At 43.6% G+C, this 23980-nt stretch carries 22 protein-coding genes and 2 pseudogenes; 16 read left to right on the plus strand and 8 right to left on the minus strand.

Annotated features, from left to right (window positions below):
• Window positions 1–203: pseudogene (locus CIK88_RS00005) on the plus strand (IS1380 family transposase); the annotation flags it as partial.
• Between the two features lie 134 nt (window positions 204–337).
• On the opposite strand, the gene CIK88_RS00010 reads toward CIK88_RS00005, so the two are convergent.
• Window positions 338–901, minus strand: a complete 564-nt coding sequence (locus tag CIK88_RS00010) for an RteC domain-containing protein (RefSeq protein WP_052484764.1) — start codon at window positions 899–901, stop codon at window positions 338–340.
• Between the two features lie 178 nt (window positions 902–1079).
• Window positions 1080–3398, minus strand: coding sequence for a carboxypeptidase-like regulatory domain-containing protein (locus CIK88_RS00015; protein ID WP_094433908.1), 2319 nt, complete (start codon window positions 3396–3398; stop codon window positions 1080–1082).
• A 307-nt stretch (window positions 3399–3705) separates the two neighbouring features.
• Here CIK88_RS00015 and CIK88_RS00020 point away from each other — a divergent pair, with 307 nt between their 5' ends.
• The 4 genes and pseudogenes from CIK88_RS00020 to CIK88_RS12740 all read left to right on the plus strand — a co-directional run bounded on the left by CIK88_RS00020 (window position 3706) and on the right by CIK88_RS12740 (window position 7135).
• On the plus strand, window positions 3706–4992 hold the full coding sequence (locus CIK88_RS00020) for an IS1380-like element IS942 family transposase (protein ID WP_006847166.1): 1287 nt from the start codon (window positions 3706–3708) through the stop codon (window positions 4990–4992).
• A gap of 219 nt (window positions 4993–5211) precedes the next feature.
• On the plus strand, window positions 5212–5847 hold the full coding sequence (locus CIK88_RS00025; protein WP_094433909.1) for a nitroreductase family protein: 636 nt from the start codon (window positions 5212–5214) through the stop codon (window positions 5845–5847).
• Between the two features lie 37 nt (window positions 5848–5884).
• Window positions 5885–6640, plus strand: a pseudogene (locus tag CIK88_RS00030) (MBL fold metallo-hydrolase); the annotation flags it as partial.
• 15 nt (window positions 6641–6655) lie between these two features.
• The gene (locus tag CIK88_RS12740; RefSeq protein WP_371591459.1) at window positions 6656–7135 is read left to right on the plus strand and encodes an N-acetyltransferase; all 480 of its coding nucleotides are present in this window, start codon (window positions 6656–6658) and stop codon (window positions 7133–7135) included.
• A 150-nt stretch (window positions 7136–7285) separates the two neighbouring features.
• Here the strand turns inward: CIK88_RS12740 and pyk are convergent, their stop codons facing one another.
• Window positions 7286–8710 (minus strand): pyruvate kinase, encoded by a 1425-nt coding sequence (pyk, locus tag CIK88_RS00035; protein WP_094391593.1) that lies wholly within the window; start codon window positions 8708–8710, stop codon window positions 7286–7288.
• A gap of 193 nt (window positions 8711–8903) precedes the next feature.
• On the opposite strand from pyk, the gene pyrB reads away from it, so the two are divergent.
• The 7 genes from pyrB (at window position 8904) to CIK88_RS00065 (ending at window position 15511) form a co-directional block, all read left to right on the plus strand.
• Complete coding sequence (gene pyrB / locus CIK88_RS00040; RefSeq protein ID WP_094391594.1) at window positions 8904–9851, plus strand: aspartate carbamoyltransferase; 948 nt, start codon at window positions 8904–8906, stop codon at window positions 9849–9851.
• A complete protein-coding gene (locus tag CIK88_RS00045; protein ID WP_094433910.1) occupies window positions 9848–10294 on the plus strand; it encodes an aspartate carbamoyltransferase regulatory subunit in 447 nt (148 codons plus the stop codon). Before pyrB ends, CIK88_RS00045 begins: the two co-directional genes overlap by 4 nt.
• Before the next feature lie 150 nt (window positions 10295–10444).
• Window positions 10445–12820: a TonB-dependent receptor gene (locus tag CIK88_RS00050; RefSeq protein WP_094433911.1), complete on the plus strand. Its 2376-nt coding sequence runs from the start codon at window positions 10445–10447 to the stop codon at window positions 12818–12820.
• Between the two features lie 87 nt (window positions 12821–12907).
• The gene (gene mce, locus CIK88_RS00055; protein ID WP_094391597.1) at window positions 12908–13312 is read left to right on the plus strand and encodes a methylmalonyl-CoA epimerase; all 405 of its coding nucleotides are present in this window, start codon (window positions 12908–12910) and stop codon (window positions 13310–13312) included.
• A 33-nt stretch (window positions 13313–13345) separates the two neighbouring features.
• On the plus strand, window positions 13346–14911 hold the full coding sequence (locus tag CIK88_RS00060) for an acyl-CoA carboxylase subunit beta (RefSeq protein ID WP_094391598.1): 1566 nt from the start codon (window positions 13346–13348) through the stop codon (window positions 14909–14911).
• Window positions 14912–14923: 12 nt separating this feature from the next.
• On the plus strand, window positions 14924–15073 hold the full coding sequence (locus CIK88_RS12455) for a hypothetical protein (protein ID WP_173815098.1): 150 nt from the start codon (window positions 14924–14926) through the stop codon (window positions 15071–15073).
• A gap of 12 nt (window positions 15074–15085) precedes the next feature.
• Window positions 15086–15511 (plus strand): biotin/lipoyl-containing protein, encoded by a 426-nt coding sequence (locus tag CIK88_RS00065; protein WP_094433912.1) that lies wholly within the window; start codon window positions 15086–15088, stop codon window positions 15509–15511.
• A 150-nt stretch (window positions 15512–15661) separates the two neighbouring features.
• Here CIK88_RS00065 and panD read toward each other — a convergent pair whose 3' ends face one another.
• Both panD and panC read right to left on the minus strand, forming a co-directional pair.
• Window positions 15662–16006 carry an aspartate 1-decarboxylase gene (gene panD, locus CIK88_RS00070; protein WP_094389969.1) on the minus strand — a complete coding sequence of 115 codons (345 nt, stop codon included), beginning with the start codon at window positions 16004–16006 and terminating at the stop codon, window positions 15662–15664.
• Between the two features lie 2 nt (window positions 16007–16008).
• A complete protein-coding gene (gene panC / locus CIK88_RS00075) occupies window positions 16009–16860 on the minus strand; it encodes a pantoate--beta-alanine ligase (RefSeq protein WP_094389970.1) in 852 nt (283 codons plus the stop codon).
• Between the two features lie 176 nt (window positions 16861–17036).
• Here panC and CIK88_RS00080 point away from each other — a divergent pair, with 176 nt between their 5' ends.
• The 3 genes from CIK88_RS00080 to CIK88_RS00090 are packed head-to-tail and all read left to right on the plus strand — an operon-like array spanning window position 17037 to window position 19512.
• On the plus strand, window positions 17037–17834 hold the full coding sequence (locus CIK88_RS00080) for a glycogen/starch synthase (RefSeq protein ID WP_094433913.1): 798 nt from the start codon (window positions 17037–17039) through the stop codon (window positions 17832–17834).
• Window positions 17835–17893: 59 nt separating this feature from the next.
• A complete protein-coding gene (locus tag CIK88_RS00085) occupies window positions 17894–19372 on the plus strand; it encodes a DUF4270 domain-containing protein (protein WP_254046356.1) in 1479 nt (492 codons plus the stop codon).
• Window positions 19373–19380: 8 nt separating this feature from the next.
• Complete coding sequence (locus tag CIK88_RS00090; protein WP_094389973.1) at window positions 19381–19512, plus strand: dehydrogenase; 132 nt, start codon at window positions 19381–19383, stop codon at window positions 19510–19512.
• Between the two features lie 415 nt (window positions 19513–19927).
• Here the strand turns inward: CIK88_RS00090 and CIK88_RS00095 are convergent, their stop codons facing one another.
• Entirely contained in the window at window positions 19928–21829 is a 1902-nt protein-coding gene (locus CIK88_RS00095; protein ID WP_158214615.1) for a HAMP domain-containing sensor histidine kinase, read from the minus strand.
• A gap of 188 nt (window positions 21830–22017) precedes the next feature.
• Here CIK88_RS00095 and cobC point away from each other — a divergent pair, with 188 nt between their 5' ends.
• Window positions 22018–22563: an alpha-ribazole phosphatase gene (cobC, locus tag CIK88_RS00100; protein ID WP_094433916.1), complete on the plus strand. Its 546-nt coding sequence runs from the start codon at window positions 22018–22020 to the stop codon at window positions 22561–22563.
• A 76-nt stretch (window positions 22564–22639) separates the two neighbouring features.
• On the opposite strand, the gene CIK88_RS00105 is transcribed toward cobC, so the two are convergent.
• Entirely contained in the window at window positions 22640–23182 is a 543-nt protein-coding gene (locus CIK88_RS00105; RefSeq protein ID WP_094433917.1) for a 2-oxoacid:acceptor oxidoreductase family protein, read from the minus strand.
• 29 nt (window positions 23183–23211) lie between these two features.
• Window positions 23212–23979 (minus strand): thiamine pyrophosphate-dependent enzyme, encoded by a 768-nt coding sequence (locus CIK88_RS00110; RefSeq protein WP_094389662.1) that lies wholly within the window; start codon window positions 23977–23979, stop codon window positions 23212–23214.
• Between the last annotated feature and the right edge of the window lies 1 nt (window position 23980).

Raw genomic sequence — 23980 nt, forward strand, 5'->3', positions numbered from 1 at the left:
TGATACACAATTTCTACAAGACCATCATGAGCAGGCTTGACACCAAGGCTTTTGGGCTCAAGAAAACGAGTCGCATAAAGGCTTTTGTCTTCAGATTCATCTCCGTACCTGCCAAGTGGATCATGACTGCAAGGCAATACGTGCTGAATATCTACACAGAGAACCGAGCTTATGCAAAACCCTTCAAAACAGAATTCGGATAAGAATCCTTTCTTTCCGGTTTGAATCTGCGTATTACCTCAAGTCGCATCGTGGGGTAAGGGGATGGTGGCTACATATTGATGTTGTGCTGTTGCTTTTTACTGAAAGCTGCTACTAACGACTCATAAATCTACCCTTAATCGTGTATTGGATGATAGTTGCGGATTTTAGGATTCAGATAAATTCGCAACATTTCGTTTGCTACTATTTTTGCAACTTTAAAATCGCAAATCGTAGAAAAATTAGGGTCTCTTTCAAAATAAAATGTTTCCATTGTCATTTGAATATCTTGTTTTCCTCTCAGAAAAAAGTACTTATCCAAATGCGTACTTCCCGAACGGTAGTATTTATAGAAATCAATGTTCTTATTGTAGAAATTCTCTAACTGATTCAGTTCATTGATGAAATAATTTTTCAGCACACAATCTTGTCCGTTGGGGCGCATCATTTCGATGTTATACACTTTCCTGTAATAGATTAGTTTACTAAAAAACTTGGGTTTTATTATCTTGAAAAAGAATATTTCATCCATTTCACTTTTGAACTTATAAAACGAAACTATTTCTTTCAATTCCGAGAACCCCTGTTCCAACAGCAATATTATTTGAGGAATATCTTTAATCCTGTCATTTAAATCGAGTTCATGCATCCTGATTTGATGTTCTAATTTTTCTGCAATGTTTTTTATCTTATCTTTCATTTTTATTGATTTTGAGTAAAAAAAAGGATGATATCGTCAGTTGACGACACACAAAGGCGTTCACTGAATTCCGATAGGATTCAGTGAACGCGAAGCAACAACATGTCGCTGAAAGATAATTAGTGATAGATTTGCCAGAAATACATAATACAGAATTTGTTGAAATCAACACCTAATCTTACTTATAACTTCCTTTGATTCCGTAGTCGGTATCCTGATTATTCAGCGATTTAGTACCGACAAGATGAGTTTTTCCGAAATTAAAATTCCAAGTGAGCGTGGCAACGAGAATTCGGGATGCATCGCTAAAACTTTCTCTTCGGAAAGGCGCTTGTGCATTTTTGTTTTCCATAATGGTTCGGGAAACATTCTTAAACGGATTGAACGCACCTATGCCAAAAGAAAAATTAGTCGCATTGTACCGGATAGCCAAGTAGTGATAATTACCATCCTTTATGACGGTTTCGCCGTATAACCTTTCGTCAAAAGGCTGTAGCTGGCCTATCAGCATCCATTTCTTATACATTGCCAAAACATCTGCCCTGTAATAAAAATTAGAATGGGTATGCGAATAGTTGTTCCCACGACTGTCAAAGTGGTTGAAGCCTCCTGTAACCGAAAATTGCAGGAAGTTTTTTATCATCCCTACTTTCAATGTTATCTCCGCATTATACTTATTCCAATCTTTCATGTTTTCGGGCATTGTCAGGAACACATTTCCATGTTCTCTTTTCGATTCCATGATAGGATTGTGTTTGTAGTGATGATGCAGGCTTGCATTGAAAGCGAACAACCCTTTTCTGTTTTCGTAATATAAATTATTATTCAGATTCAGGTACGGTTGAAGCAACAGATTCCCTTTCTCGGCAAGATACGAGTCAAGACGGATTTCCGTGTCGGCCAACTCCATCAGGGTTGGATTCGTTTGACTCATCTCCGCATCATACCGGATAAAAGAATTATCACTGAACCGATAGCCAACCATCGCTTTGGGTAAGAAATGGTAATAGCTTTTGGTAACAGATACATTGGAAAAATGCAGGCGATTCAGGCGAAGTCCCAAGCTATAGCTGAATTTGCCCTTACTATAAAACCACTCTGCAAAAACCGACGATTCCGCCTGATTCAAATCCGATTTGAATTCCTCGCCCTGATTAATTGTCTGCTCTGTAAACGACTGAATATGTTTTATCCCGAATTTCAAATTTCCATGGGCAAATCCTTTTTCGTATATGCCTTCGGCAATCAGTGAATATTTATCGGAAAACAGTTCCGAACGTTCGCTGTAAAGAGTATCAACATCGTTGTATTCGCAGTAATTCCGCGAAGATGCTGCGTTCGCATAACTCCCCACCACATTAGCATATATTTTCTGATTTTTGGGTAAACCATACTGGTAATACAAGTCGATGGTAGGAACATTAATTTTTTGCTGACTTCCGTCAAAAATCAACCCTTTGTCCGTGCCATTCTCTTTTAGAAAACTGTTGAAATCGTTGTGAGGCTGATTGCTCAGATTATATTTCAACTTGGCATTGAAAAAAGCCGAATCGCTCTGCTGATAGTTGTATGTCAGCGAAAAATCATGCATTTGGTACGAATAATCACCTCCGGCACTGATTTCTTCCCTCAATATAGGGGATGAATTTTCAAACTGATAACTACCTGTGCGATTTCTGTTATTCGTGTTGATGCGTTGAAACGCTGCGGTGTAGTTCAAAGCATATTCCGATTTTCCTTTGTTGAATTTGGCAAAGAAAACATCGCCCCCTGCAAGGATATTCAGCGAGTTCATCAAATCCACACCAACAACACCGCCTTTATCATCCCTTACTACCACGTAGTTGATAACTTTGGAAGCATGTCCGTATCGGATACCTGCATAATCCGAATATTCTATCCGCTTGATTTGGCGGGGTTGCAAGGTCTGAATTTCTTCCGGCGTGGTATTTACGCCGTTAATCTGCAAAATGACTTTCCCGCCGTCGGATGATGAAATCGTATTCAGCATCGGATTGATGTTCAAGCCGGGAAGCATCATTGTATTCAGCAATTGCATTCCGTTGGCAGAATGGCTGATTTGCAATTTTGTCGGGAACACAATCCGTTGGTTAATCTTGTTTATTGTGGAAGAAGCAGAAATCACCACTTCCCCAAGTAACAAAACATTTTCATTCAAATACACATCTATTTGTGCTGATTCCGTCAGATTCTGTATCAAAATCCGCTTTGTTTCAAATCCTAAACAGGATACTGACAGCACATAATTATCTGTGGGAAGATTTTCAAATTCAAATCTTCCGATAGTGTCTGTCGTTGTTCCTTTCAGAAAGACTGAATCTTGTTTGAATAGAACGACATTAGCAAACTCAACAGGTGTTTGCGTATTTTGTTGAAGTACTCTTCCTGAAACATGAATCGATTGTCCGGACACACTTAGGCCGGAATACAGGAAAAATACGATAAGATATAATAATCGAGCTTTATTAAAGTCCATACTTGTTTTCTTATAATCCTTAATTCCGCAACACTATAATTTAACTTTATTTATAAGTTCCTGAGCAACAAAAAGTTGCCCAGGATTTTGCCATGTCAGAATTTTCACTTATCTTAGTGTTGCAATTAGAAAACAAGCGAAAATCGTAACAAGGCGCGGCAAAGGTACAAACCTTAATTCCGCAACACTATAATTTAACATTATTTATAAGTGCCTGAGCAACAAAAAGTTGCTCAGGATTTTGCCATGTCAGAAATTTCACTTATCTTAGTGTTGCAAATAAAAAACAAATAAAACTCTGAATGACATGGCAAAAGTACAAATAAAATCTGAGAAACTCACTCCTTTTGGAGGAATTTTTTCTATTATGGAGCAATTTGATGCTCTTTTAGCTCAAACCATAGATTCCACCTTGGGATTGAGATGCACTATGTTTGGTTATCAATATAGCGAAATTCTACGCTCTCTGATGTGCGTATATCTTTGTGGCGGCTCATGTATTGAGGATGTTACAACTCACTTGATGAAACATTTGTCTCTTCATCCAACTCTTCGCACTTGCAGCGCAGACACCATATTGCGTGCTATCGAAGAACTGACTTGTAAGAACATCACCTATAAATCTGCTTCTGGCAACTCCTATGATTTCAATACTGCAGACAAGATGAACTGCTTATTGATCAAAGCCCTGCTTGCTACTGGTCAATTGAAATCCGGTCAAGAGTATGATTTTGACTTTGACCATCAGTTCATTGAAACAGAGAAGCATGATGCAAAACCAACCTACAAGAAGTTCCTGGGCTATAGTCCAGGTGTGGCAGTCATTAACGACATGATTGTCGGTATTGAAAATAGAGACGGCAACACAAACGTGCGCTTCAACCAAAGAGAGACTTTGGAAAGAATCTTCAAGCGACTGGAGGCATCAGAAGTATATATATCCCGTGCCCGCATGGATTGCGGCTCATGCTCGGAGGAAATCGTAGATATGGTAGAGGCTCATTGCAGGCATTTTTATATTCGTGCCAACAGATGCTCTTCCTTCTACGATTCCATGTTTGCCTTGACTGGATGGAAAACTGTTGAAATCAACGGTATTGAATTTGAGCTGAATTCCATCCTTGTTGAGAAATGGAAAGGAAAACCGTATCGTCTTGTCATACAGAGACAAAGGCGAATAGAGGGAGACCTTGACATTTGGGAAGGCGAATATACCTACAGATGTATACTGACTAACGATTACAAGTCGAGTGCAAGAGACATTGTGGAATTCTACAATCTTCGTGGTGGCAAGGAACGCATCTTCGATGACATGAACAATGGCTTTGGCTGGAATCGGTTGCCAAAATCGTTCATGGCACAGAATACTGTATTCCTGCTTATGACAGCTCTCATCAGAAACTTCTACAAAGCTATTATGCAGAGATTGAAAACCCATGAATTTGGATTGCGTGCCACCAGCAGAATCAAGACCTTTGTGTTCAAGTTCATCTCTGTTCCTGCAAAATGGATTAAGACGTCACGTAGGCATGTATTGAACATTTATTCAGACAACTATGCTTATGCCAACCTGTTCAAGACAGACTTTGGTTAAAGGCCATGCTTTTCTGGTTAAACCGGTGTATTACCTCAAGTCGCTTTATGGGGTAAGGGAATTTTGTGTTTACGACGTTTCTGTTATGCCCAAGGAATATGTACAATAAAAGAATTTTTGTCGTTTTACAAGTAAATTCCCACGAAACCCTATAGGTTGCGGATTTGAGGTGATATAAGTTACATTGATACCATTCATTAGGAATAACAGTTAGCAGAAATGAAAATGAAGAAGATTTTATTAGGAATGGCTGTCGCGCTGACGCTGACGGCATGCAACGAGAACAAGCAACAGGTAACGACCGCAACAGATACTGCAAAAACGGTGACCGATGTGATGATGAGTCGCAGAAGTATCCGCGCATACAAAGACTCTGTCATCAATCGTGAGACCCTGAATGAGATTCTGAAATGTGGTATCAATGCCCCAAACGGTCAAAACCTACAGTCGTATGAAATCAGAGTGATTGACTCTCCTGCCCTCATCGACTCTATTACGCAAGCCGTAGTAAAAGACAATCCGAAGATTGCTGAGCGTAAAGGTTTTAAGAACATCTTTGTGAATGCTCCCTGTGTGATCTGCATCGCCAACAATACCGAATACGACATGTCGCAGATAGACTGTGGACTGCTGGGTGAGAATATCATTCTCTCGGCATGGGATAAAGGTATCGGTTCATGCTGTCTGGGAAGTTCTGCACGCTGGATACAAGATTCTCCATCTGCCAAGCCATTCCTTGACCGCATGGCATTCTCCAAGGGTTATCAGCTACTCTACTGTATTGCCTTAGGTTATCCAGCAGAGACTCCAGACGCAAAGCCAAGACGCGATGACATGATCAGATATCTGGAATAAGAACCTGATAAGCATTCGGACAACAAAAGACACGATGATACGACTCACCTATCTCTTCCACAGCGGTTTTGTTTTGGAAACAGACCATTGCGTGCTAGTATTTGACTACTGGATGGATCCTGCCCAAAAGATGGAGCGCTTTATTGGACCACAAAGTCAGAAACCAATATATGTCTTTGTCAGTCATTTCCATGAAGACCACTTCACGAAAGAGATCTTCACATGGAAAGCCACCACGCCTGATATCACCTATATTCTATCAAAGGATATTCTGAAACATCATAGAGCGTGCAAAGAGGATGCTGACGTGTGGATGACCAAGGGTATGGTGTGGAACGACAGCCATATCCAAGTGACTGCTACTGGTAGTAACGACAGTGGGGTCAGTTGGATAATAGAGACCGCCGGTTACCGCATCTTCCATGCAGGTGACCTCTGCAACTGGTTTGCCCGTTTTTTGGCAGAGGGCACTCCTGAAGGAAAAGTGTATAGTGAAGAATGTGACCAATGGATAGACCCTGTGGCAGAAGAGAAACAGTTTTTGGGCGAGTTGAAAGACATCAAGAAGATTGCCGATAGCTTCGATGTGGTTATGTTCCCCATAGATGGTCGTATTGGCAATGGATATACATTAGGAGCACGCCAGTTTATAGAGCGCTTTAAAGTAGGATTATTGGTTCCCATGCACTTTGTGATGAGCGGTTTTGACTCTGCCTGGCGCATGGAACCATTTTGCCAAGAAAAAAATATTCCGTTTTGGTGTATCAGAAACGAGGGAGATAGCATCACACTCGCAGACCATCTCGTCATCAGACAGACTGCACCAGAAGACCTGCCACGCCTCAAGGAGATTTTTGCCATTGCCCGGAAATTCATGAGTGAAACAGGCAATCCAGGACAATGGGACGAGAACTATCCTGGTGATCAACTCCTTCGTGAGGATATGGATAATGGCGACAGCTATGTAATACAAAAGGGCAACACCATTGTTGCCACCTTTGTATTACGTGGTGGAACAGATCCCACCTACAATGTCATCTACGACGGACAATGGTTAAACGATGAACCGTATGCTGTCATCCATAGGGTGGCAAGTAGTGGAGAGGTGAAAGGGGTTATCCGAGTTGTACTGGACTTTGCACGCCGGCAATATCGGAACATCCGAGTTGACACACATGCCGACAACAAAGTGATGCAACACCTGATGCAGAAAGAGGGATTTCGATACTGTGGCGTTATCCACTGCTGGAACGGTACAGAGCGACTGGCATACCAGTATGTGCAATAGTAAAAGGTGGCACACGTGAAACTAAGAAATAGTTTGTTTTCTATTAAACTTTCACTATCTTTGAAATGACACTACAAAACAATGCCCGACCATAGATGAAGCATATTCGTCAATGGTCGGGCATTAAGATATGTAATAATGTGTATGTCTTTATTCTGAAAGATGGAATTTAGATACCTCGCTAACGGTATTGATTTCCAAAAGTTTTGTTCCACCACCATCGCTGATGTTTCCCGATAGGTAGGCAATCTTGTCGTCAGCCTGAAGATAACCTTTCTGACGAAGCATGCGAACCGCAGCTTGGAAAAGACGCTGCTTAGAGATATGGTCTTTCTGGAAAACAGGAATAACACCATACGACAGGTTGAGCAAACGCTGAAGTTTCTCGTTATAGCAAACAGCAAGTACGGGGTTGGGACCACGGAATGCAGCCAAATCACGGGCAGTCCTGCCACTTATCGAATCGATGATAATACCTTTGACACCCAAGCGTTCTGTTGCCTCAATGGCACTATGCGCCATAAATTCACGAATGTCGCAGTTGGGAGACAGAGGAACCTCGATATCGTTCTCGCGCAATTTGTCACATTCAGCCTGTTCGGCAATGGTCGCCATGGTTTGTACAGCCTCAACAGGATATTTTCCGCTGGCTGTTTCACCACTAAGCATCAATGCGTCGGTACGATAATAGATAGCATTGGCGATATCGGTCACCTCAGCACGTGTAGGACGCGGATTATTGATCATGGTATGCAGCATCTGGGTTGCCACGATAACAGGTTTGCGTTTCTGCACGCACTTACGGATAATCTGACGCTGAATACCAGGAATACGCTGAATGGGAATCTCTATACCAAGGTCACCACGCGCAATCATGATACCATAGCTGGCATCGATAATCTCATCGATATTATCAACACCCTCTTGGTTTTCAATCTTTGAAATGATCTTGATATCAGAATGATAAGCATCGAGAATCGCCTGTACGGCACGAACATCGGCAGCAGAACGCACAAAACTATGAGCAACGAAATCGATATCTTCTTCGATAGCCAACATGATGTTATGACGGTCTTTGTCGGTCAATGCAGGCAGGTCGATATGACGTCCCGGTACATTGACACTCTTGTGGCTACCCAGTTGTCCATCATTCTGTACCTGTGCAATAACAGCAGGTCCGTTGATATCCAGTACCAACATATCGAGTGCACCATCATCGAAGAGAATGTGGTCGCCCACTTGCACATCGTTGGCAAAATCAACATAAGAGAGATTGATGATATCATGCTCTGTATCCACTTCAGGACGACCGAAGATCTTCACCACATCGCCCGTTTTATAATCAATCGGCTGGTCACAACCGGTAGTGCGTACCTCAGGACCTTTAGTATCAATGAGCAAGCCAATATGGTGGCTCACAGCACGTGTATTGCGGATAATCTCACGCAGACCGTCTTCTGAAGCATGGGCGGTATTCATGCGCACCACGTTCATACCGGCATCAAAAAGTTGTCGAATAAAATCCTGACTGCATCTTCGGTCGCTGATGCTGGCAACAATCTTTGTCTGTTTCATATATAGATATTAATTAATGTATATTCTTGACGTAAGTAACGAGGGGGGATGCTTGCATAGGAAAAGCAATACCAACCGACTAAGATTTTGCAAAGTTAGTCTAAATTACGAAAATTACAAAATAAAATAGCTGCAAACTGTCGATAATTCGATTTTTTGCTTTAACTTTGCATCATATTAACAAACACCTAATATGGAAAAGCATGATTTTGTGACTATTGCCAATCTCACACGAGAAAAAATTCTCTATATGATTGAGATGGCACAGGAGTTTGAGCGCCATCCCAACCGCGAGTTACTCAAAGGAAAGGTTGTGGCTACACTCTTCTTTGAACCTTCCACCCGCACCAGACTTAGTTTTGAAACAGCAGCCAACAGACTCGGAGCACGCGTCATCGGTTTCGCAGATCCGAAGATTACCAGTGGTACAAAAGGCGAAACGCTGAAAGATACCATTTCTATGGTTGCCAACTACGCAGACGTTATCGTGATGCGCCATTATATTGAAGGCGCTGCACAGTATGCTGCGGAAGTTACCGATGTGCCCATTGTCAACGCGGGCGACGGTGCCCACCAGCACCCCTCACAATGTATGCTTGACCTTTACAGTATCTACAAGACCCAAGGTACCCTTGACAACCTCAACATCTACCTGGTGGGAGACTTGAAATATGGACGTACCGTCCACTCCCTTCTGATGGCCATGCGTCACTTCAACCCCACATTCCATTTTGTGGCTCCGAAAGAACTTGCCATGCCGAAGGAATACAAAATCTATTGTGAAGAGCACGGCATCAAATATCAGGAGCATACCGCTTTCAACGAGAAAGTCATTGCTGATGCCGACATCCTCTACATGACACGTGTACAGAAAGAACGCTTCTCAGACCTTATGGAATACGAACGCGTGAAGAATGTATATATCCTCAACAACGATATGTTGAAACTGGCAAAGCCCAACATGAAGATTCTTCATCCCCTGCCACGTGTCAACGAAATTGCATACGATGTTGACGACAATCCACATGCTTACTATATCCAACAGGCAGGCAACGGACTCTTTGCGCGCGAAGCCATCTTCTGCGATGTGCTCGGCATCGATTTGTACCAAGTAAGAAACGATCAAACCATTATCCCATGAACAAAAACGAAATGTTGGTTGCCGCCATCGAAAACGGCACCGTAATAGACCACATACCTTCTGAGAAAACATATCAGGTGGCACAGTTGCTCAATCTTGACAAACTTAGTTCTACCGTCACTATCGGCTATAACTACAGATCGAAGAAACTCGGCAAGAAAGGTATTATTAAAGTAGAGGACAAATGGTTTACCGACGAAGAAATCTCACGGTTGTCGGTCGTAGCACCTAATATTGTGCTCAATATCATCCGTGGCTACGAAGTAGTAGAGAAAAAAACGGTATGTACACCCGATGAGATCAAAGGCATTGTGAAATGCAACAATCCAAAGTGTATTACCAACAACGAACCGATGCCTACTTATTTCCATGTCACCAACGGCATCCTCACCTGTCACTATTGCGAAAAGGAACAAGATATTAATAAGGTGGAACTGGTATAAGCCATTCCCCACCCTTTTGACCATATCACCCCCGACAATCGCCACACAACAGAGCGACTTGTCGGGGGTTTCTGCATAACGCCAAGCGTTTGGCGTATGAAAACATCACATTTCACACAATAAATCCGCCCCGCACTCGTTATACTGATAATGAAACTGCAAAGAGTCATCATCACTATACTCGCACTACTCACCTATTCATGGGCAGAGGCACAGTCGTTCTCACTTTCGGGAAAAATTCTCGATGAAGACGGTCACGGCCTACCCTTGGCAACAGTCAGTTGTCAGGAGCAACATGCCACAACCATTGCCAATATCAAAGGCGAATATTCACTCCATCTTAAATCGGCAGACTCTGTCAAGGTGCGTTTTTCGATGATTGGCTACCAAACCAAGACACGCACCCTACGCCGTCCCAAAGGACGTCAACGCATGGTAGTGACGCTTTACCCTGCCACTACACTCAACGAAGTTGTAGTGACACAACAAAAGCGCCAAACCAATACCATGCAACAACTGAAATCCGATGCTGTCCGCCATGCACCATCAACAGCAGGCAACGGCATAGAGGAACTCGTTCAACAGCAAGTAGGCGTCTCCACCCATAACGAACTGTCGAGTAGATATAATGTCAGAGGCGGTTCGTTTGACGAAAACTCAGTATATCTGAATGGTACGGAAATCTACCGTCCCATTCTGGCAAAAACCGGGCAACACGAAGGACTCTCCATTATCAATTCAGACCTGGTCGATAAGATAGGATTCTCGTCGGGAGGTTATGAAGCAAAATATGGCGGTAAGATGTCCAGCGTGCTCGACATCACCTATCGCAGGCCGAAACAATGGGAAGGCAATATACAAGTAAGCCTGTTAGGTGGATCAGCTTATGTGGGCTATGGCAACAAGCATTTCTCTATGTCTCATGGGTTGCGTTATAAAACCAACAGATACCTACTGGGCAGTTTGGAAACAAAAGGAGAATATAAACCACGATACCTCGACTACCAAGCCTATCTCAGTTGGCGTCCAAACCAACAATGGGAAATTGAGGCATTAGGAGACTATTCAGAAAACAGATACCACTTCACACCCACAGACCGAGAGACCTCATTCGGAACGATACAGAACGCAAAGACCTTCAAAGTATATTTCGACGGACAGGAGCGTGATCTGTTTCGTACTGCCACAGGAATGACTTCCGTCAGTTTTAGTCCCTCCAATAAAACCATAGTGCGTCTGCAAGGGTCAGCCTTCCATACCCGCGAGCAGGAACGCTATGACATACAGGGACAATATTGGCTCGATGATACACAGACTTCTGAAAACCTCGGAGTAGGCACCTATCGGGAACATGCCCGTAATTACCTGACTGCTCATGCAGAACAACTCCAACTGACAGCATCCCATCGCAACAGCCGCCATCATTGGGAAGCAGGTTTCACAATGAAATGGGAGCACGTCAAGGAGCAGTCGAAAGAATATGAGATGCGTGACTCCAGCGGCTATAACATCCCCCATAAGAGCGACCGCCTTGACATGATTTACTCGATGAGCAGTCGCCAACAAGTGACATCCACCCGAACAGAAGCATACCTACAAGACCAGATAAAATGGCAGTTGGGCACCGACAGCCATCAATCCTATTGCACCTTGAATATCGGCTTAAGATGGGCAAGATGGAATTTCAATAGCGAGTCAACACTATCTCCGAGACTGAGTTTTGCCATTATACCAGCCTTCAATACCGACATGACATTTCGTTTGGCAACAGGCATCTACTACCAGTCACCTTTTTATAAAGAGATGCGCGATACGACCACCGCCAATGGTGTAACGACCGTGGCGCTCAACAGTCATATCAAAAGTCAACGCTCCATCCACATCGTAGGTGGATTCGATTATCAGTTCCGTATGTTGGGACGACCTTTCCGATTCACAGCAGAAGCCTACTATAAGAAATTAGACCACCTTATTCCATATAACATGCAAAACATGAAAATCGTCTATGAGGGTAATAACATCGCCAAAGGCCATGCCACAGGAATCGATTTCAAACTCTTTGGTGAGTTTGTTCCAGGCACAGACTCATGGCTGACCCTCTCGCTGATGAGTACCCGACAAGACATCAATGGTATCAGCACACCATTACCCACCGACCAAAGGTGGGGTGTCAACCTTCATTTCACAGACTATTTCCCCGGTACCGAACGATGGAAGATGACGCTTCGCCTTGCTTTCACAGACGGACTCCCCTTTGGTGCGCCACACCGCGGATTAGAACAGCAATTCCGTGCGCCAAGCTATAAGCGAGCCGACATCGGAATGAACTATCTGATAGCAGGACAGACCTCATCCAAGCGCAAGGGTCTGCGCCATATCTGGCTCGGTATAGACCTGCTCAATGTGTTTGGTACAGCCAATGTCAGCAACTACTATTGGGTAACCGATGTGACCAATCAACAGTATGCAGTCCCCAACTATCTTACGGGCAGACAAGTAAACGGAAGAATCACAATCGACTTTTAATTAGTGTTAATTCATTGGTGTTTTTCGTTTCCGTAACTTTTTATTAGTATCTTTGCAGCAGATTTAAATACATTAATTTAAAACAACATGAAAATTTCGCACATTGAGCATCTGGGCATCGCAGTCCAGAGCATCGAAGAGAGCCTCCCTTACTTCGAAAACGTATTGGGACTCAAGTGTTATGCCGTTGAAACGGTAGAGGATCAGAAAGTTAAAACCGCATTCTTGAAGTGTGGTGAAGTGAAACTCGAACTGCTGGAGCCGACATCACCCGAAAGCACTATCCAGAAGTGGCTTGACAAAGGCAACAAGGGTGTACACCACGTAGCTTTCTGTGTAGAAGACGGTGTTGCCAATGCATTGGCAGAGGTTAGCGAAAAGGGCGTTCGTCTGATTGATCAGGCTCCCCGTAAAGGTGCTGAGAACCTCAACATTGCATTCCTCCACCCCAAATCAACCGCAGGTATCCTTACCGAGCTTTGCGAACACTAATAGATCATTCAAGTTAAGAATCAAAATACAATTATGTCTAAACAGTTAGAAAAAATCAAGCAGCTCATCGAGAAGCGTGAGAAAGCTCGTCTCGGTGGTGGTGAGAAAGCCATCCAGAAGCAGCACGACAAAGGAAAATATACAGCACGTGAGCGCATTGAGATGTTGCTCGACAAAGGCTCTTTTGAAGAATACGATATGTTCAAGGAACACCGTTGCCACAATTTCGGCATGGAGAAGAAGCAGTTCCTTGGCGATGGTGTAGTAGCCGGTAGCGGTACTATCGACGGTCGTCTGGTATTCATCTTTGCCCAGGACTTCACAGTTCATGCAGGTTCTCTCTCTGAGACCATGAGCCAGAAGATTTGCAAAGTGATGGACATGGCCATGAAGATGGGTGCTCCCCTGATTGGTATCAACGACTCAGGTGGTGCCCGTATTCAGGAAGGTATCAACGCTTTGGCAGGTTACGCAGAAATCTTCGAGCGTAACATCCTCGCTTCGGGTGTTATCCCACAGATTTCAGGTATCTTCGGTCCTTGCGCAGGTGGTGCAGTTTACTCTCCTGCTCTTACCGACTTCACTCTGATGATGGAAGGCACCTCATACATGTTCCTCACAGGTCCAAAAGTAGTAAAGACCGTAACAGGTGAAGATATCGACCAGGAGCACCTCGGTGGTGCAAGCGTTCACGCTTCAAAAAGTGGTGTAACCCACTTCACCGCTAAAACAGAGGAAGAAGCTATTGAAATGCTGAAGAGCCTGTTGAGCTATATTCCATCTAACAACATGGAGCAAGCTCCTCGCAAGGAATGCAACGACCCCATTGACCGCTTGGAGGATTCCCTCAACGAGATCATCCCTGAGAATCCCAATGAGGCATACGATATGTACAAGGTAATTGGTGCTATCATCGATAATGGCGAGTTCTTTGAAGTACAGCCTAAGTTTGCTAAGAACATCATCGTAGGTTTCGCTCGTTTCAATGGTCAGAGTGTCGGCATCGTAGCCAACCAGCCTTCTTGCTATGCAGGTGTGCTTGACGTAAATGCTTCACGTAAGGGTGCACGCTTTGTACGTTTCTGCGATGCATTCAACATCCCCATTGTATCACTCGTTGACGTACCAGGCTTCCTCCCCGGCACAGGCCAGGAGTACAACGCAGTCATTCTGCACGGTGCTCAGTTGCTCTACGCTTACGGTGAAGCTACAGTGCCCAAGATTACTGTTACCCTGCGTAAGTCATACGGCGGTTCTCATATCGTTATGGGTTCAAAACAGCTCCATACCGACCTCAACTACGCATGGCCTTCAGCTGAAATCGCTGTTATGGGAGCAAGTGGTGCTGCTGCTGTTCTCTATGCGAAGGAAGCTAAAGCCAAGAAAGAAGCAGGTGAAGATGTTAAGTCATTCATTGCCGAGAAGGAAGAAGAGTACAACGAACTCTTTGCCAATCCTTATCAGGCAGCAAAATATGGCTATATTGACGACGTGATTGAACCACGTAACACTCGTTTCCGCATCTGCCGTGCGCTTGCTCAGCTTGCCACCAAGCGTGATGCACTGCCCGCTAAGAAGCACGGTAACATTCCGATGTAAAATATCCCGTCTATGAAGAATGAAGTATATGCAGCTATTGCCATGGCTCTTCATGAGTTCAAAGGCAATAATGTCCACGACAAAGAGTCATGCATCATCACTATTGATGACAAGCAGACCCAGTGGAATGGATATGCTCTGACTATGACAGAACATCCCTAAACACAAAGCGCGATGAAAAAAGAATACAAATATACAATTAATGGCAACAAGTATGAAGTAGCCATTGGTGACGTTGTCGAGAACATGGTTACCGTCAATGTCAATGGTGAAGAATACAAAGTGGAAATGGAACCAGAACCTGAAGTGGAGAAGGTTGTTGTGAAGCCTGTTGTGGCAAAGCCCACAGCAGCTCCATCAGAAGCTCCATCAGGAAGAGCCAACTCCAACAATGCACTTAAGGCTCCACTGCCAGGTGTCATCACAGAGATTCGCGTCAATGTAGGTGACGAAGTACAGGCAGGCGACGTAGTCTTGGTATTGGAAGCTATGAAGATGGCTAATAATATCGAGGCAGAGAAGAGCGGTAAGATTACCGCAGTATGCGTTCAGCCTGGACAGAGCGTCATGGAAGATGATGCACTTGTAGTAATCGAGTAATCTCTATTCATACTAAATAAAGGAGGGAGCCTCTACTGAGGTTCCCTCCTTTATTTTTGTTTATCTGATTGATGCAGAGACTATATTGTTGCTGTACGATTGCAGGCAGTCATCTTCTCTGCCGATGTTTACCCTGACATTAGCACTTGATTACAGGCTGTTGTCTGCTTTAGGAAAGACAACGGTCGGCGTAAACGATTTAGCCTCTTCAAAATCCATCAAGGCATAGGATATGATGATGCACACATCGCCAACTTGCACTTTACGTGCTGCAGCACCATTCAGGCAAATACAGCCACTGCCTCGTTCTCCCTTAATAATATAGGTTTCAAAGCGTTCGCCATTATTATTATCTACTATCTGGACTTTCTCCCCTGCTATCATATTGGCAGCATCCATCAAATCTTCATCGATGGTGATACTTCCCATATAGTTAAGATTTGCCTCTGTCACTGTCACACAGTGAAGTTTTGACTTCATTACCTCTATCATCATGACTATGCCTTATATTTAATGTGATCAATGAGTCGGATTGGAGTCTTTCCACAATATACTGTGATGCAACCTACGACGTAGGGAGTATCGTCCCAAGCGGCAATATCCTGCAAGGTGTTACCGTCAACGATAGAGAAATATTCCACTTCAAGGCCATCCACCGCATTGATGGTATTGACCACAAAATCATGGGTTTCGCCCACAGTATGCGTCTTAGCGTAAGAGATACTTTCCTTCAGGGTCTTGTAGATGGCAGGTGCTATGGCGCGCTCATCTTTAGCCAACAGGGTGTTGCGTGAACTGCGTGCCAATCCGTCAGCATCGCGCACGATGTCGCATTCCACAATCTGCACTTTCAAACCGAGTTGTTTCACCATAGCCTTGACCACAGCAATCTGTTGCCAGTCTTTCTCACCAAAGTAGGCACGATTGGGCTTAACGATATAAAACAAGCGGCTCACCACCTGACACACACCATTGAAGTGTCCGGGACGGTGTGCACCTTCCATTACCGTTGAAACTGGCGGAAATTCAAACTGACGAGTGTCTGGAGTAGGATACATCTCCTCCACAGAAGGAGCCAGCACATAATCAGCTCCACACGCATCGAGCAACTGACAGTCGGCATCAAGCGTGCGTGGGTAATTTTTCAAATCATTCTTGTCGTTGAACTGTGTAGGATTGACAAACACCGACACTACGGTAATGCCATTCTCCTTGACACTACGTCTAACCAACGATGCATGTCCTTCATGGAGGGCACCCATGGTAGGAACCAAACCTATTTCTTTTCCATTTTTTCGGTCTTCAAACAATTGGTTTTGAAGATCTACGATTTTACTGAAAACTTTCATTTCAAATTTCTTTGTTTTTCTAAAGCGAGTGCAAAATAACTACTTTTTTATCAAATAATGAAAGGATTTGGTGAAAATATGCCAAAAGAAGGTACAAAAACCTTAAAATATCGCATTTACAAATCATTTTTTGAAAAAAAATTCGTATCTTTGCAAAGATTAAATCATTCAATAATATGGCAAAGAAGATATTGTTCATCAACCAAGAGATTGTTCCTTATGTACCGGAAACAGACCTTTCACACATGGGTAAGGCATTGCCTCAAGTCATGCAAGAGAGTGGTCACGAGATTCGCACCTTCATGCCCAAATGGGGTAATATCAATGAACGTCGCGGTCAACTACATGAAGTGATCCGTCTCTCAGGTATGAATCTTATCATCGACGATACCGACCATCCATTGATTATCAAGGTAGCTTCTATCGTCCAGACTCGCATACAGGTATATTTCATTGACAACGATGATTATTTCACTCGTCGTCAGATGGACAAGGATGAAAACGGTATGGACTATGCAGACAATGGCGAGCGTGCAATTTTCTTCGCTCGTGGCGTATTGGAAACTGTTAAGAAGCTCCGTTGGGTACCCGATATCATCCACGTACAGGGATGGATGGGAGCCGTAGTACCCTTGTTTATCAAAAAGGCCTATTATGATGAACCTTCATTTGCCAATACCAAGGTAGTCACCTCGTTGTTCCCCAACCAGATGACAAGTGATTTGGCGCCCAACTTCAAAAAGTGTCTTGAGTTCCGCGATATTACAGCCGACACCCTCACAAAATACAACGAAGTATTTGATGCTACAGAACTGGCTAAGTTGGCTATCGACTATAGCGACGGTGTCATTGCTGCCCATCAAGACACAGAAGCAGACTGGATGAACTACGCCGCAGAGCAGGGCATCCCCACTCTCGCCTATCCCGGTGCTGATTTCGGTAAGGCTTATGAGGAGTTCTACGAAAAGATTTAATGCAAACCTTAATAAGGTAAAAGATAAATTAGGATATCATTAAGATAATCATTACTTCAATGACAAAGGAAACACTATTAGCAGCTATTGTCCTCCCACTGATGGCAATCTGCTCTTGCGACGAGGAAACAGCAAACGTCGGTAATTCTATTAGCGACAGCGCTGACTTGTTTGCTATTGCAACCGACTCTTTTCAGGTGAGTTCTCGGTCGCTTGTGGTCGATTCGGTGATTTCACGAAGTGAATACAGCTATCTCGGTCGCATCAAAGATCCAGAGACCGGATCATATATCACGAGTGACTACATGTCGCAGTTTACCTTGCTTGAAAACGAAAGCAATGCCATCTTCCCTCCAAAGGATAGTGTGGCAAGTCTGATTGACAATGAAATCGTAGCAGACTCATGCGTACTGAATGTTGTTGTCAACAAGTGGCAAGGTGACTCTCTCGCAGCTTTGAAACTCTCTGTTTTTGAGATTGGCAATCCTGTAGAAGAAGGAAAAACCTACTATACTAATTTCGATCCTGCTGCAAAGGGTCATATCCGTGAAGACGGACTGCACGAAAACAAGATTTTCTCTATCGTCAATCTTCAGTTGAGTGACAGTCTGCGTAAAGTGCAGCAATCAGGTTCCTATTATGAGTATGTCAGCATTCCCCTCAACAAGGAATATACCGACAAGGATGGTAATACCTACAACAACTATGGTACCTACCTGATGCGCACCTACTATGCTCATCCAGAATACTTTAAGAACTCATATAACTTCATCCATAAAGTATGTCCCGGTTTCTATTTCAAGATTACAGACGGACTGGGACTGATGAACGAGGTGAGTCGTACACAGCTGATGATTTATTTCCGTGGCAAAGAGGGTGGCAAGACCTACGTGGGTAGCAAAACCTTTAACGGCACAGAGGAAGTATTGCAGACAACCCGTATCACCAACGACAAGAAGACTGTGGCTCGCTTGGCTTCAGACAATAGTTGCACCTATCTGAAGACACCTGCCGGTATTTTCACAGAAGTGACCCTGCCCATTGATGACATCAAGCGCAACCATGAGAATGATACGATCACGTCTGCTAAGATTGTATTCAACAAGATGAATACCCAAAACGATCTCAGCGATAACCTCCTTCAGCAACCCACACAATTGTTGATGGTAGAGAAAGACAGTCTCTATTCGTTCTTTGAGAATCTGAAAGTCACAGACAACAAGACATCGTATTTGGCAACATACAGCAGTACAAAGAATACCTATACATACAGCAATATCTCCAACCTCATCAATCATCTCTATAAGAAGAAGCAGGCTGGTGGTAGCAATTATACTGCAACACATCCTAATTGGAACAAGGTTGTATTGGTGCCTGTCAAGACTGTGACCACCTCGTCAACATCTTACTATCAGACGACAACCACTATTACCGGTATCAACAACGAGATGTCGCTGACCAGTGTTCGTCTTGTGGGAGGTAGCGAGAATGCCCATACCCCACTCCACATTACCGTCATATACAGTAGAAACCAATAGTCATCATTATGGCCGATAATTTTCTGGAGAAGCATTTCGAAGAATATGAGGCTCGCAAAGCCGCTTATCTCCGTAAAAAGAAACATCTACCCAAGATCAAGAAACCATCGATACAACGGCCTGACGACGAAGCACTATAAGTAAAAGCCCCGATTTCATGAAAGATGAAATCGGGGCTTTCTGTTTCGCATCAATATAGTAAGGTTCATCTGACATTTCGAGTGATGAACGATCAATGATGGTGTATATCAGCAATTTGGGAAATTCTGTTTCCCACAAAACCCTTAATATACAAGACTAAGAGAATTCAAAAGTCTTAATTTGCATATAATGTAAGAAGAGATTGTTTTTAATAGCCCAAGTATTAAGTAAACTCTTTGCTGTAAACAACTTATACAAGATAATTTTAAAACAATCATAGATTATTTAATATGCCATCACTCCAAATTCCTGAAGCCCCCAAAATATCACATGATGAAACAGCAAAACCCAAACAAATCTCGTTGACGACCCGAACACACCGGGAATAAATAGCACAACTTAAACTGCAATCATTCAGAATACATGATACGGTAAGGGTTCTGGCATTGCCTCCTCCAGATTGGTAGGATGAACAAAACGGAAGCGAGCGCCACCATGATAGGTATTGTCGAGCCATATACGTCCTCCAAGTATCTCTATGATCTGACGACATATCTGCAATCCAAGACCAGTGCCTTTGGTAAACTGGTCAAGTTTGACAAAACGATCGAAAATCTTTTCAGCATATTCCGGTTTGATGCCACATCCCTGATCGGTAACAGCAAACGAAGCACTCTCGTCATCATGGTCCACAACAAGTGACACTGTAATATTACCTTTGTCACTAAACTTAATGGCATTGGTAAGCAGATTGACAAGTACTTGCCGCAGACGTGTCTTATCGGTAACGAAATGAACAGACGGTTCGTCACACTCAAAAACGAAATGTATGGGTTTACGACACGTCATCTCTACCGATTCTATTGTTGTCTGGCACAATTGCTTCACATCACACAGAGTCAACTCCATCCTTACATGTCCACTCTCTATACGCGAGAGATCGAGCACATCGTTGATGAGATTGAGCAACGCATTGGTATTCTCTTGTATGACATTGCTGAAATGGTTTTTCTCTTGAACGCCCAAATCTTCTGACTGTGTAGCCAACAAATCTGAGAATCCCACAATAGCATTGAGTGGCGTGCGGATTTCATGACTCATATTGGCAAGAAAAGCCGATTTCATATGATTAGCTTCCTCGGCTTTATCACGTGCCTCTTCCAATTCCTTTCCTTTCTGAATCAGTTCTTTGCGTAAGCGGTGAGACTTGATAAGTGCCACAATGGCAATACTGAGTCCTATACTGAGAAACACCGTGGCAAAAAGGATGTAGTCGATAACCACACTATGTTTCTCGAAGAATGGTTTCGGCTCATTTATAATCGTAAAACCTTCGGGCAACCGGCTCTCGCTGATGTCTAAATCCTGCATGCGCCGATAGTCGAAGACAAAACCTTCATTCAGATATACCCATCCTTGGTCAGAGCGTGTTTCAAGATAATCCTTACACATCTCACCAAGTTTCTCATTCTTGTTAGCATATTCAGGAATCCAACCACCCACAGCCCATCCATTCATACCCGATCCCGCAACAGAGAATACCGGTACTGACGGATTGAGCGTACGAAACAGTTCTGCAGAATGGCTCACATTGAAACTGTTGTTAGCATCAAGTCGCCAAGAGCCTATCAGAAGTACATCAGTTTCGGGATTAAGCCGTTTTATTTTCTTGGCTAACGTATCAAAAAAGCCTGTACGCCCATCATAATAATGCATCTTAATATTGCTGAACTTAGCTTGCCGCATATCCTTGCGTGCCAAGGCTTGCAATGACACACCGCCCAACGAATTATCGGAAACGAAATAATAGTTTTTCGCATGAGGATACATCCGTTTGGCTAACTCTATATTTTTCTCAACAGAATAGCGCGTCAGAATACCACCAATAAGATTATAGTCCTGATAATCAGAGCGCAAGTATTTTAATTCAGGGGTCCACGATGCCACATCGGTTGTATCATCCGGCAATTCCACCATGGAAAAGCTACAACCACCTACGAGCACTGGGATTTTCTTATACTTTGGGTTTGGAATAGAAAGGAAAGTAGATACTGCCTCACAGCCCGTCAGCACTACGATATCGGGGCGCATGTGACCATTATTGTATTTGCTGATGATGCCTTCCATCCATTTGCGCCAGTCTTTTATGTCAATCATTCCATTACAGTTCATGCTCTCCACAAAAAGACGCGAATTGGGAATATTTGTCTTGACATAATTGGAAAACTCTCCCAAATTATCAGCAACTATCTTGTTGTCGGGTTCATAAGAAGTCACATAGAGAATGCGGTCATCGGCTAAAAGTCGGTGAGGCATGCCTAACATAAGCAACAATAGACAAATGTGTGTCCAAAAGGAAATATTCTTATAAATCCTATTCATGATGCAAAGATACTGTTTTTTATTGCTTTCTGCGAATAATTAACCAGAATATTTTCAATCAAAACATTTTTTCCCTATCTTTGCAAAACAATAACAAACAATAGAAATCATTCCCATAGCGTATGAATATCATTATGGTCAGACACACCCGTGTCAATGTTGCACCAGGCACCTGTTATGGTCAGACAGACGTTAGCGTAGCCGATACTTTTCAGCAAGAAGCAGAACAAACAAAAACACAGCTTGAAACATATTGGAAGGATGGTTTTCCTGATGCTGCATTCACTTCACCACTTACCAGGGCGCGATTGTTGGCAGACTATTGTGGCTTTGCCTCTGCCAACGCCGACAAGCGATTGATGGAAATGAACATGGGCGATTGGGAAATGCAACGCTACGACAACATTACAGCCCCCTATCTGCAACAATGGTATGATGATTATCTGCATTTGCCGACACCCAATGGCGAGAGTTTTCCAATGCAGTATCAACGGGTAGCCTCCTTCTTCGACGAATTGAAAGATCACAACTACCATCGGGTGGTCATCTTCGCCCACGGTGGTGTACTTGCCGCAGCTTCCATCTATGCCAAGCTCTATTCCCCAGAAGAGGCATGGAAGCATCAGACACCTTATGGTGGGGTGATAGAATTGAATATCGCCCCATAAAGCGCATCATTCAGAACGTAAAAAAAGAGTGAAGAACCTGATTCTTCACTCTTCTTTTATGATTTCAACTGTTCTGTTACTGTTTAGCGATAATCTTACCACCCTCTTCAATGGCTTGCATATTCAGCGGAATAAGACCATGATGACGTTCAGGCAACGTTTTGAAAAGAGCTTTCTCTACGCCAGCAGTACTTACAACAGGGGCAACCTTGAGCAGTCCACCCAACACAATCATGTTGAACACCTTACCGTTTTTCATCTCGGCAGCCTTGTCCATCGCATCAATACGATATACTGTGATGTCGCTACGTGTAGGAGGATTAATGATTCCGAAACTGTCGTATATCAGAATGCCACCAGGTTTGAGTTTTGGTTCAAACTTTTCCAGCGAAGGTTGGTTGAGCACAATGGCAATGTCAAACTTACTGAGGATTGGTGACGATATCTTCTCGTCACTCACAATGACTGTGACATTGGCAGTACCACCACGCTGTTCTGGGCCGTAAGCAGGCATCCATGTCACTTCCTTATTGTCCATCAGTCCCGAATAGGCCAGGATTTTACCCATAGAGAGTACACCTTGTCCTCCGAAACCGGATATGATGATTTCTTTTTTCATTGCTTCGTTGTTTATTTCCTGTTGATTGACTAAAGTCCCGTAGTGTCCTTGAGGTCACCCTTTGGATAGTATTTGAACATGTGTTCTTCCATCCATTCGTTAGCGGCCTTAGGTGACATTTTCCATCCACTATTGCAGGTTGATACAATCTCTACAAGACTACTTCCCTTTCCTGCCATCGAAGCTTCGAAAGCCTTACGTATGGCTTTCTTGGCACCACGTATGGCAGCCACAGTTTCCACACTCTGACGAGTCACATAGCATGTGCCTTCGAGTGTAGAAGCAATCTCGGTGATGTGAAGGGGATATCCATGAAGATCAGCCTGACGACCATAAGGACAGGTAGAAGTCTTCATTCCCATCAAGGTAGTAGGCGCCATTTGTCCGCCTGTCATACCATATATAGCATTATTGATGAAGATAATAGCGATATGTTCACCACGATTCAAGGCATGGATGGTCTCACATGTTCCAATACAAGCCAAGTCGCCATCACCTTGATAGGTAAACACAAGACGGTCAGGCCAAAGCCGTTTAACGGCAGTAGCCACAGCAGGAGCACGTCCATGGGCAGCTTCCTGCCAGTCGATGTCCAGATAGTTGTAAGCAAAGACGGCGCATCCCACTGGTGACACGCCAATGGTTTTATCGGCCATACCCATTTCCTCGATGACCTCAGCCACCAACTTATGTACCACACCATGTGAACAACCAGGGCAATAATGCATGTGGTTGTCGTTCATCAGGGTCGGTTTCTGATATACCAGATTCTCCGGTTTAATGATTTCGTTCTCCATA

This window comes from Prevotella sp. P5-50, assembly GCF_002251295.1.
GTDB lineage: Bacteria > Bacteroidota > Bacteroidia > Bacteroidales > Bacteroidaceae > Prevotella.

Bases quoted from the DNA above. Each gene is read 5' to 3' on its own strand.
- CIK88_RS00010 (WP_052484764.1), bottom strand. From the start codon at position 901: ATGAAAGATAAGATAAAAAACATTGCAGAAAAATTAGAACATCAAATC.
- CIK88_RS00015 (WP_094433908.1), bottom strand. From the start codon at position 3,398: ATGGACTTTAATAAAGCTCGATTATTATATCTTATCGTATTTTTCCTG.
- CIK88_RS00020 (WP_006847166.1), top strand. From the start codon at position 3,706: ATGGCAAAAGTACAAATAAAATCTGAGAAACTCACTCCTTTTGGAGGA.
- CIK88_RS00025 (WP_094433909.1), top strand. From the start codon at position 5,212: ATGAAAATGAAGAAGATTTTATTAGGAATGGCTGTCGCGCTGACGCTG.
- pyk (WP_094391593.1), bottom strand. From the start codon at position 8,710: ATGAAACAGACAAAGATTGTTGCCAGCATCAGCGACCGAAGATGCAGT.
- pyrB (WP_094391594.1), top strand. From the start codon at position 8,904: ATGGAAAAGCATGATTTTGTGACTATTGCCAATCTCACACGAGAAAAA.
- CIK88_RS00045 (WP_094433910.1), top strand. From the start codon at position 9,848: ATGAACAAAAACGAAATGTTGGTTGCCGCCATCGAAAACGGCACCGTA.
- CIK88_RS00050 (WP_094433911.1), top strand. From the start codon at position 10,445: ATGAAACTGCAAAGAGTCATCATCACTATACTCGCACTACTCACCTAT.
- mce (WP_094391597.1), top strand. From the start codon at position 12,908: ATGAAAATTTCGCACATTGAGCATCTGGGCATCGCAGTCCAGAGCATC.
- CIK88_RS00060 (WP_094391598.1), top strand. From the start codon at position 13,346: ATGTCTAAACAGTTAGAAAAAATCAAGCAGCTCATCGAGAAGCGTGAG.
- CIK88_RS12455 (WP_173815098.1), top strand. From the start codon at position 14,924: ATGAAGAATGAAGTATATGCAGCTATTGCCATGGCTCTTCATGAGTTC.
- CIK88_RS00065 (WP_094433912.1), top strand. From the start codon at position 15,086: ATGAAAAAAGAATACAAATATACAATTAATGGCAACAAGTATGAAGTA.
- panD (WP_094389969.1), bottom strand. From the start codon at position 16,006: ATGATGATAGAGGTAATGAAGTCAAAACTTCACTGTGTGACAGTGACA.
- panC (WP_094389970.1), bottom strand. From the start codon at position 16,860: ATGAAAGTTTTCAGTAAAATCGTAGATCTTCAAAACCAATTGTTTGAA.
- CIK88_RS00080 (WP_094433913.1), top strand. From the start codon at position 17,037: ATGGCAAAGAAGATATTGTTCATCAACCAAGAGATTGTTCCTTATGTA.
- CIK88_RS00085 (WP_254046356.1), top strand. From the start codon at position 17,894: ATGACAAAGGAAACACTATTAGCAGCTATTGTCCTCCCACTGATGGCA.
- CIK88_RS00090 (WP_094389973.1), top strand. From the start codon at position 19,381: ATGGCCGATAATTTTCTGGAGAAGCATTTCGAAGAATATGAGGCTCGC.
- CIK88_RS00095 (WP_158214615.1), bottom strand. From the start codon at position 21,829: ATGCCTCACCGACTTTTAGCCGATGACCGCATTCTCTATGTGACTTCT.
- cobC (WP_094433916.1), top strand. From the start codon at position 22,018: ATGAATATCATTATGGTCAGACACACCCGTGTCAATGTTGCACCAGGC.
- CIK88_RS00105 (WP_094433917.1), bottom strand. From the start codon at position 23,182: ATGAAAAAAGAAATCATCATATCCGGTTTCGGAGGACAAGGTGTACTC.
- CIK88_RS00110 (WP_094389662.1), bottom strand. From the start codon at position 23,979: ATGGAGAACGAAATCATTAAACCGGAGAATCTGGTATATCAGAAACCG.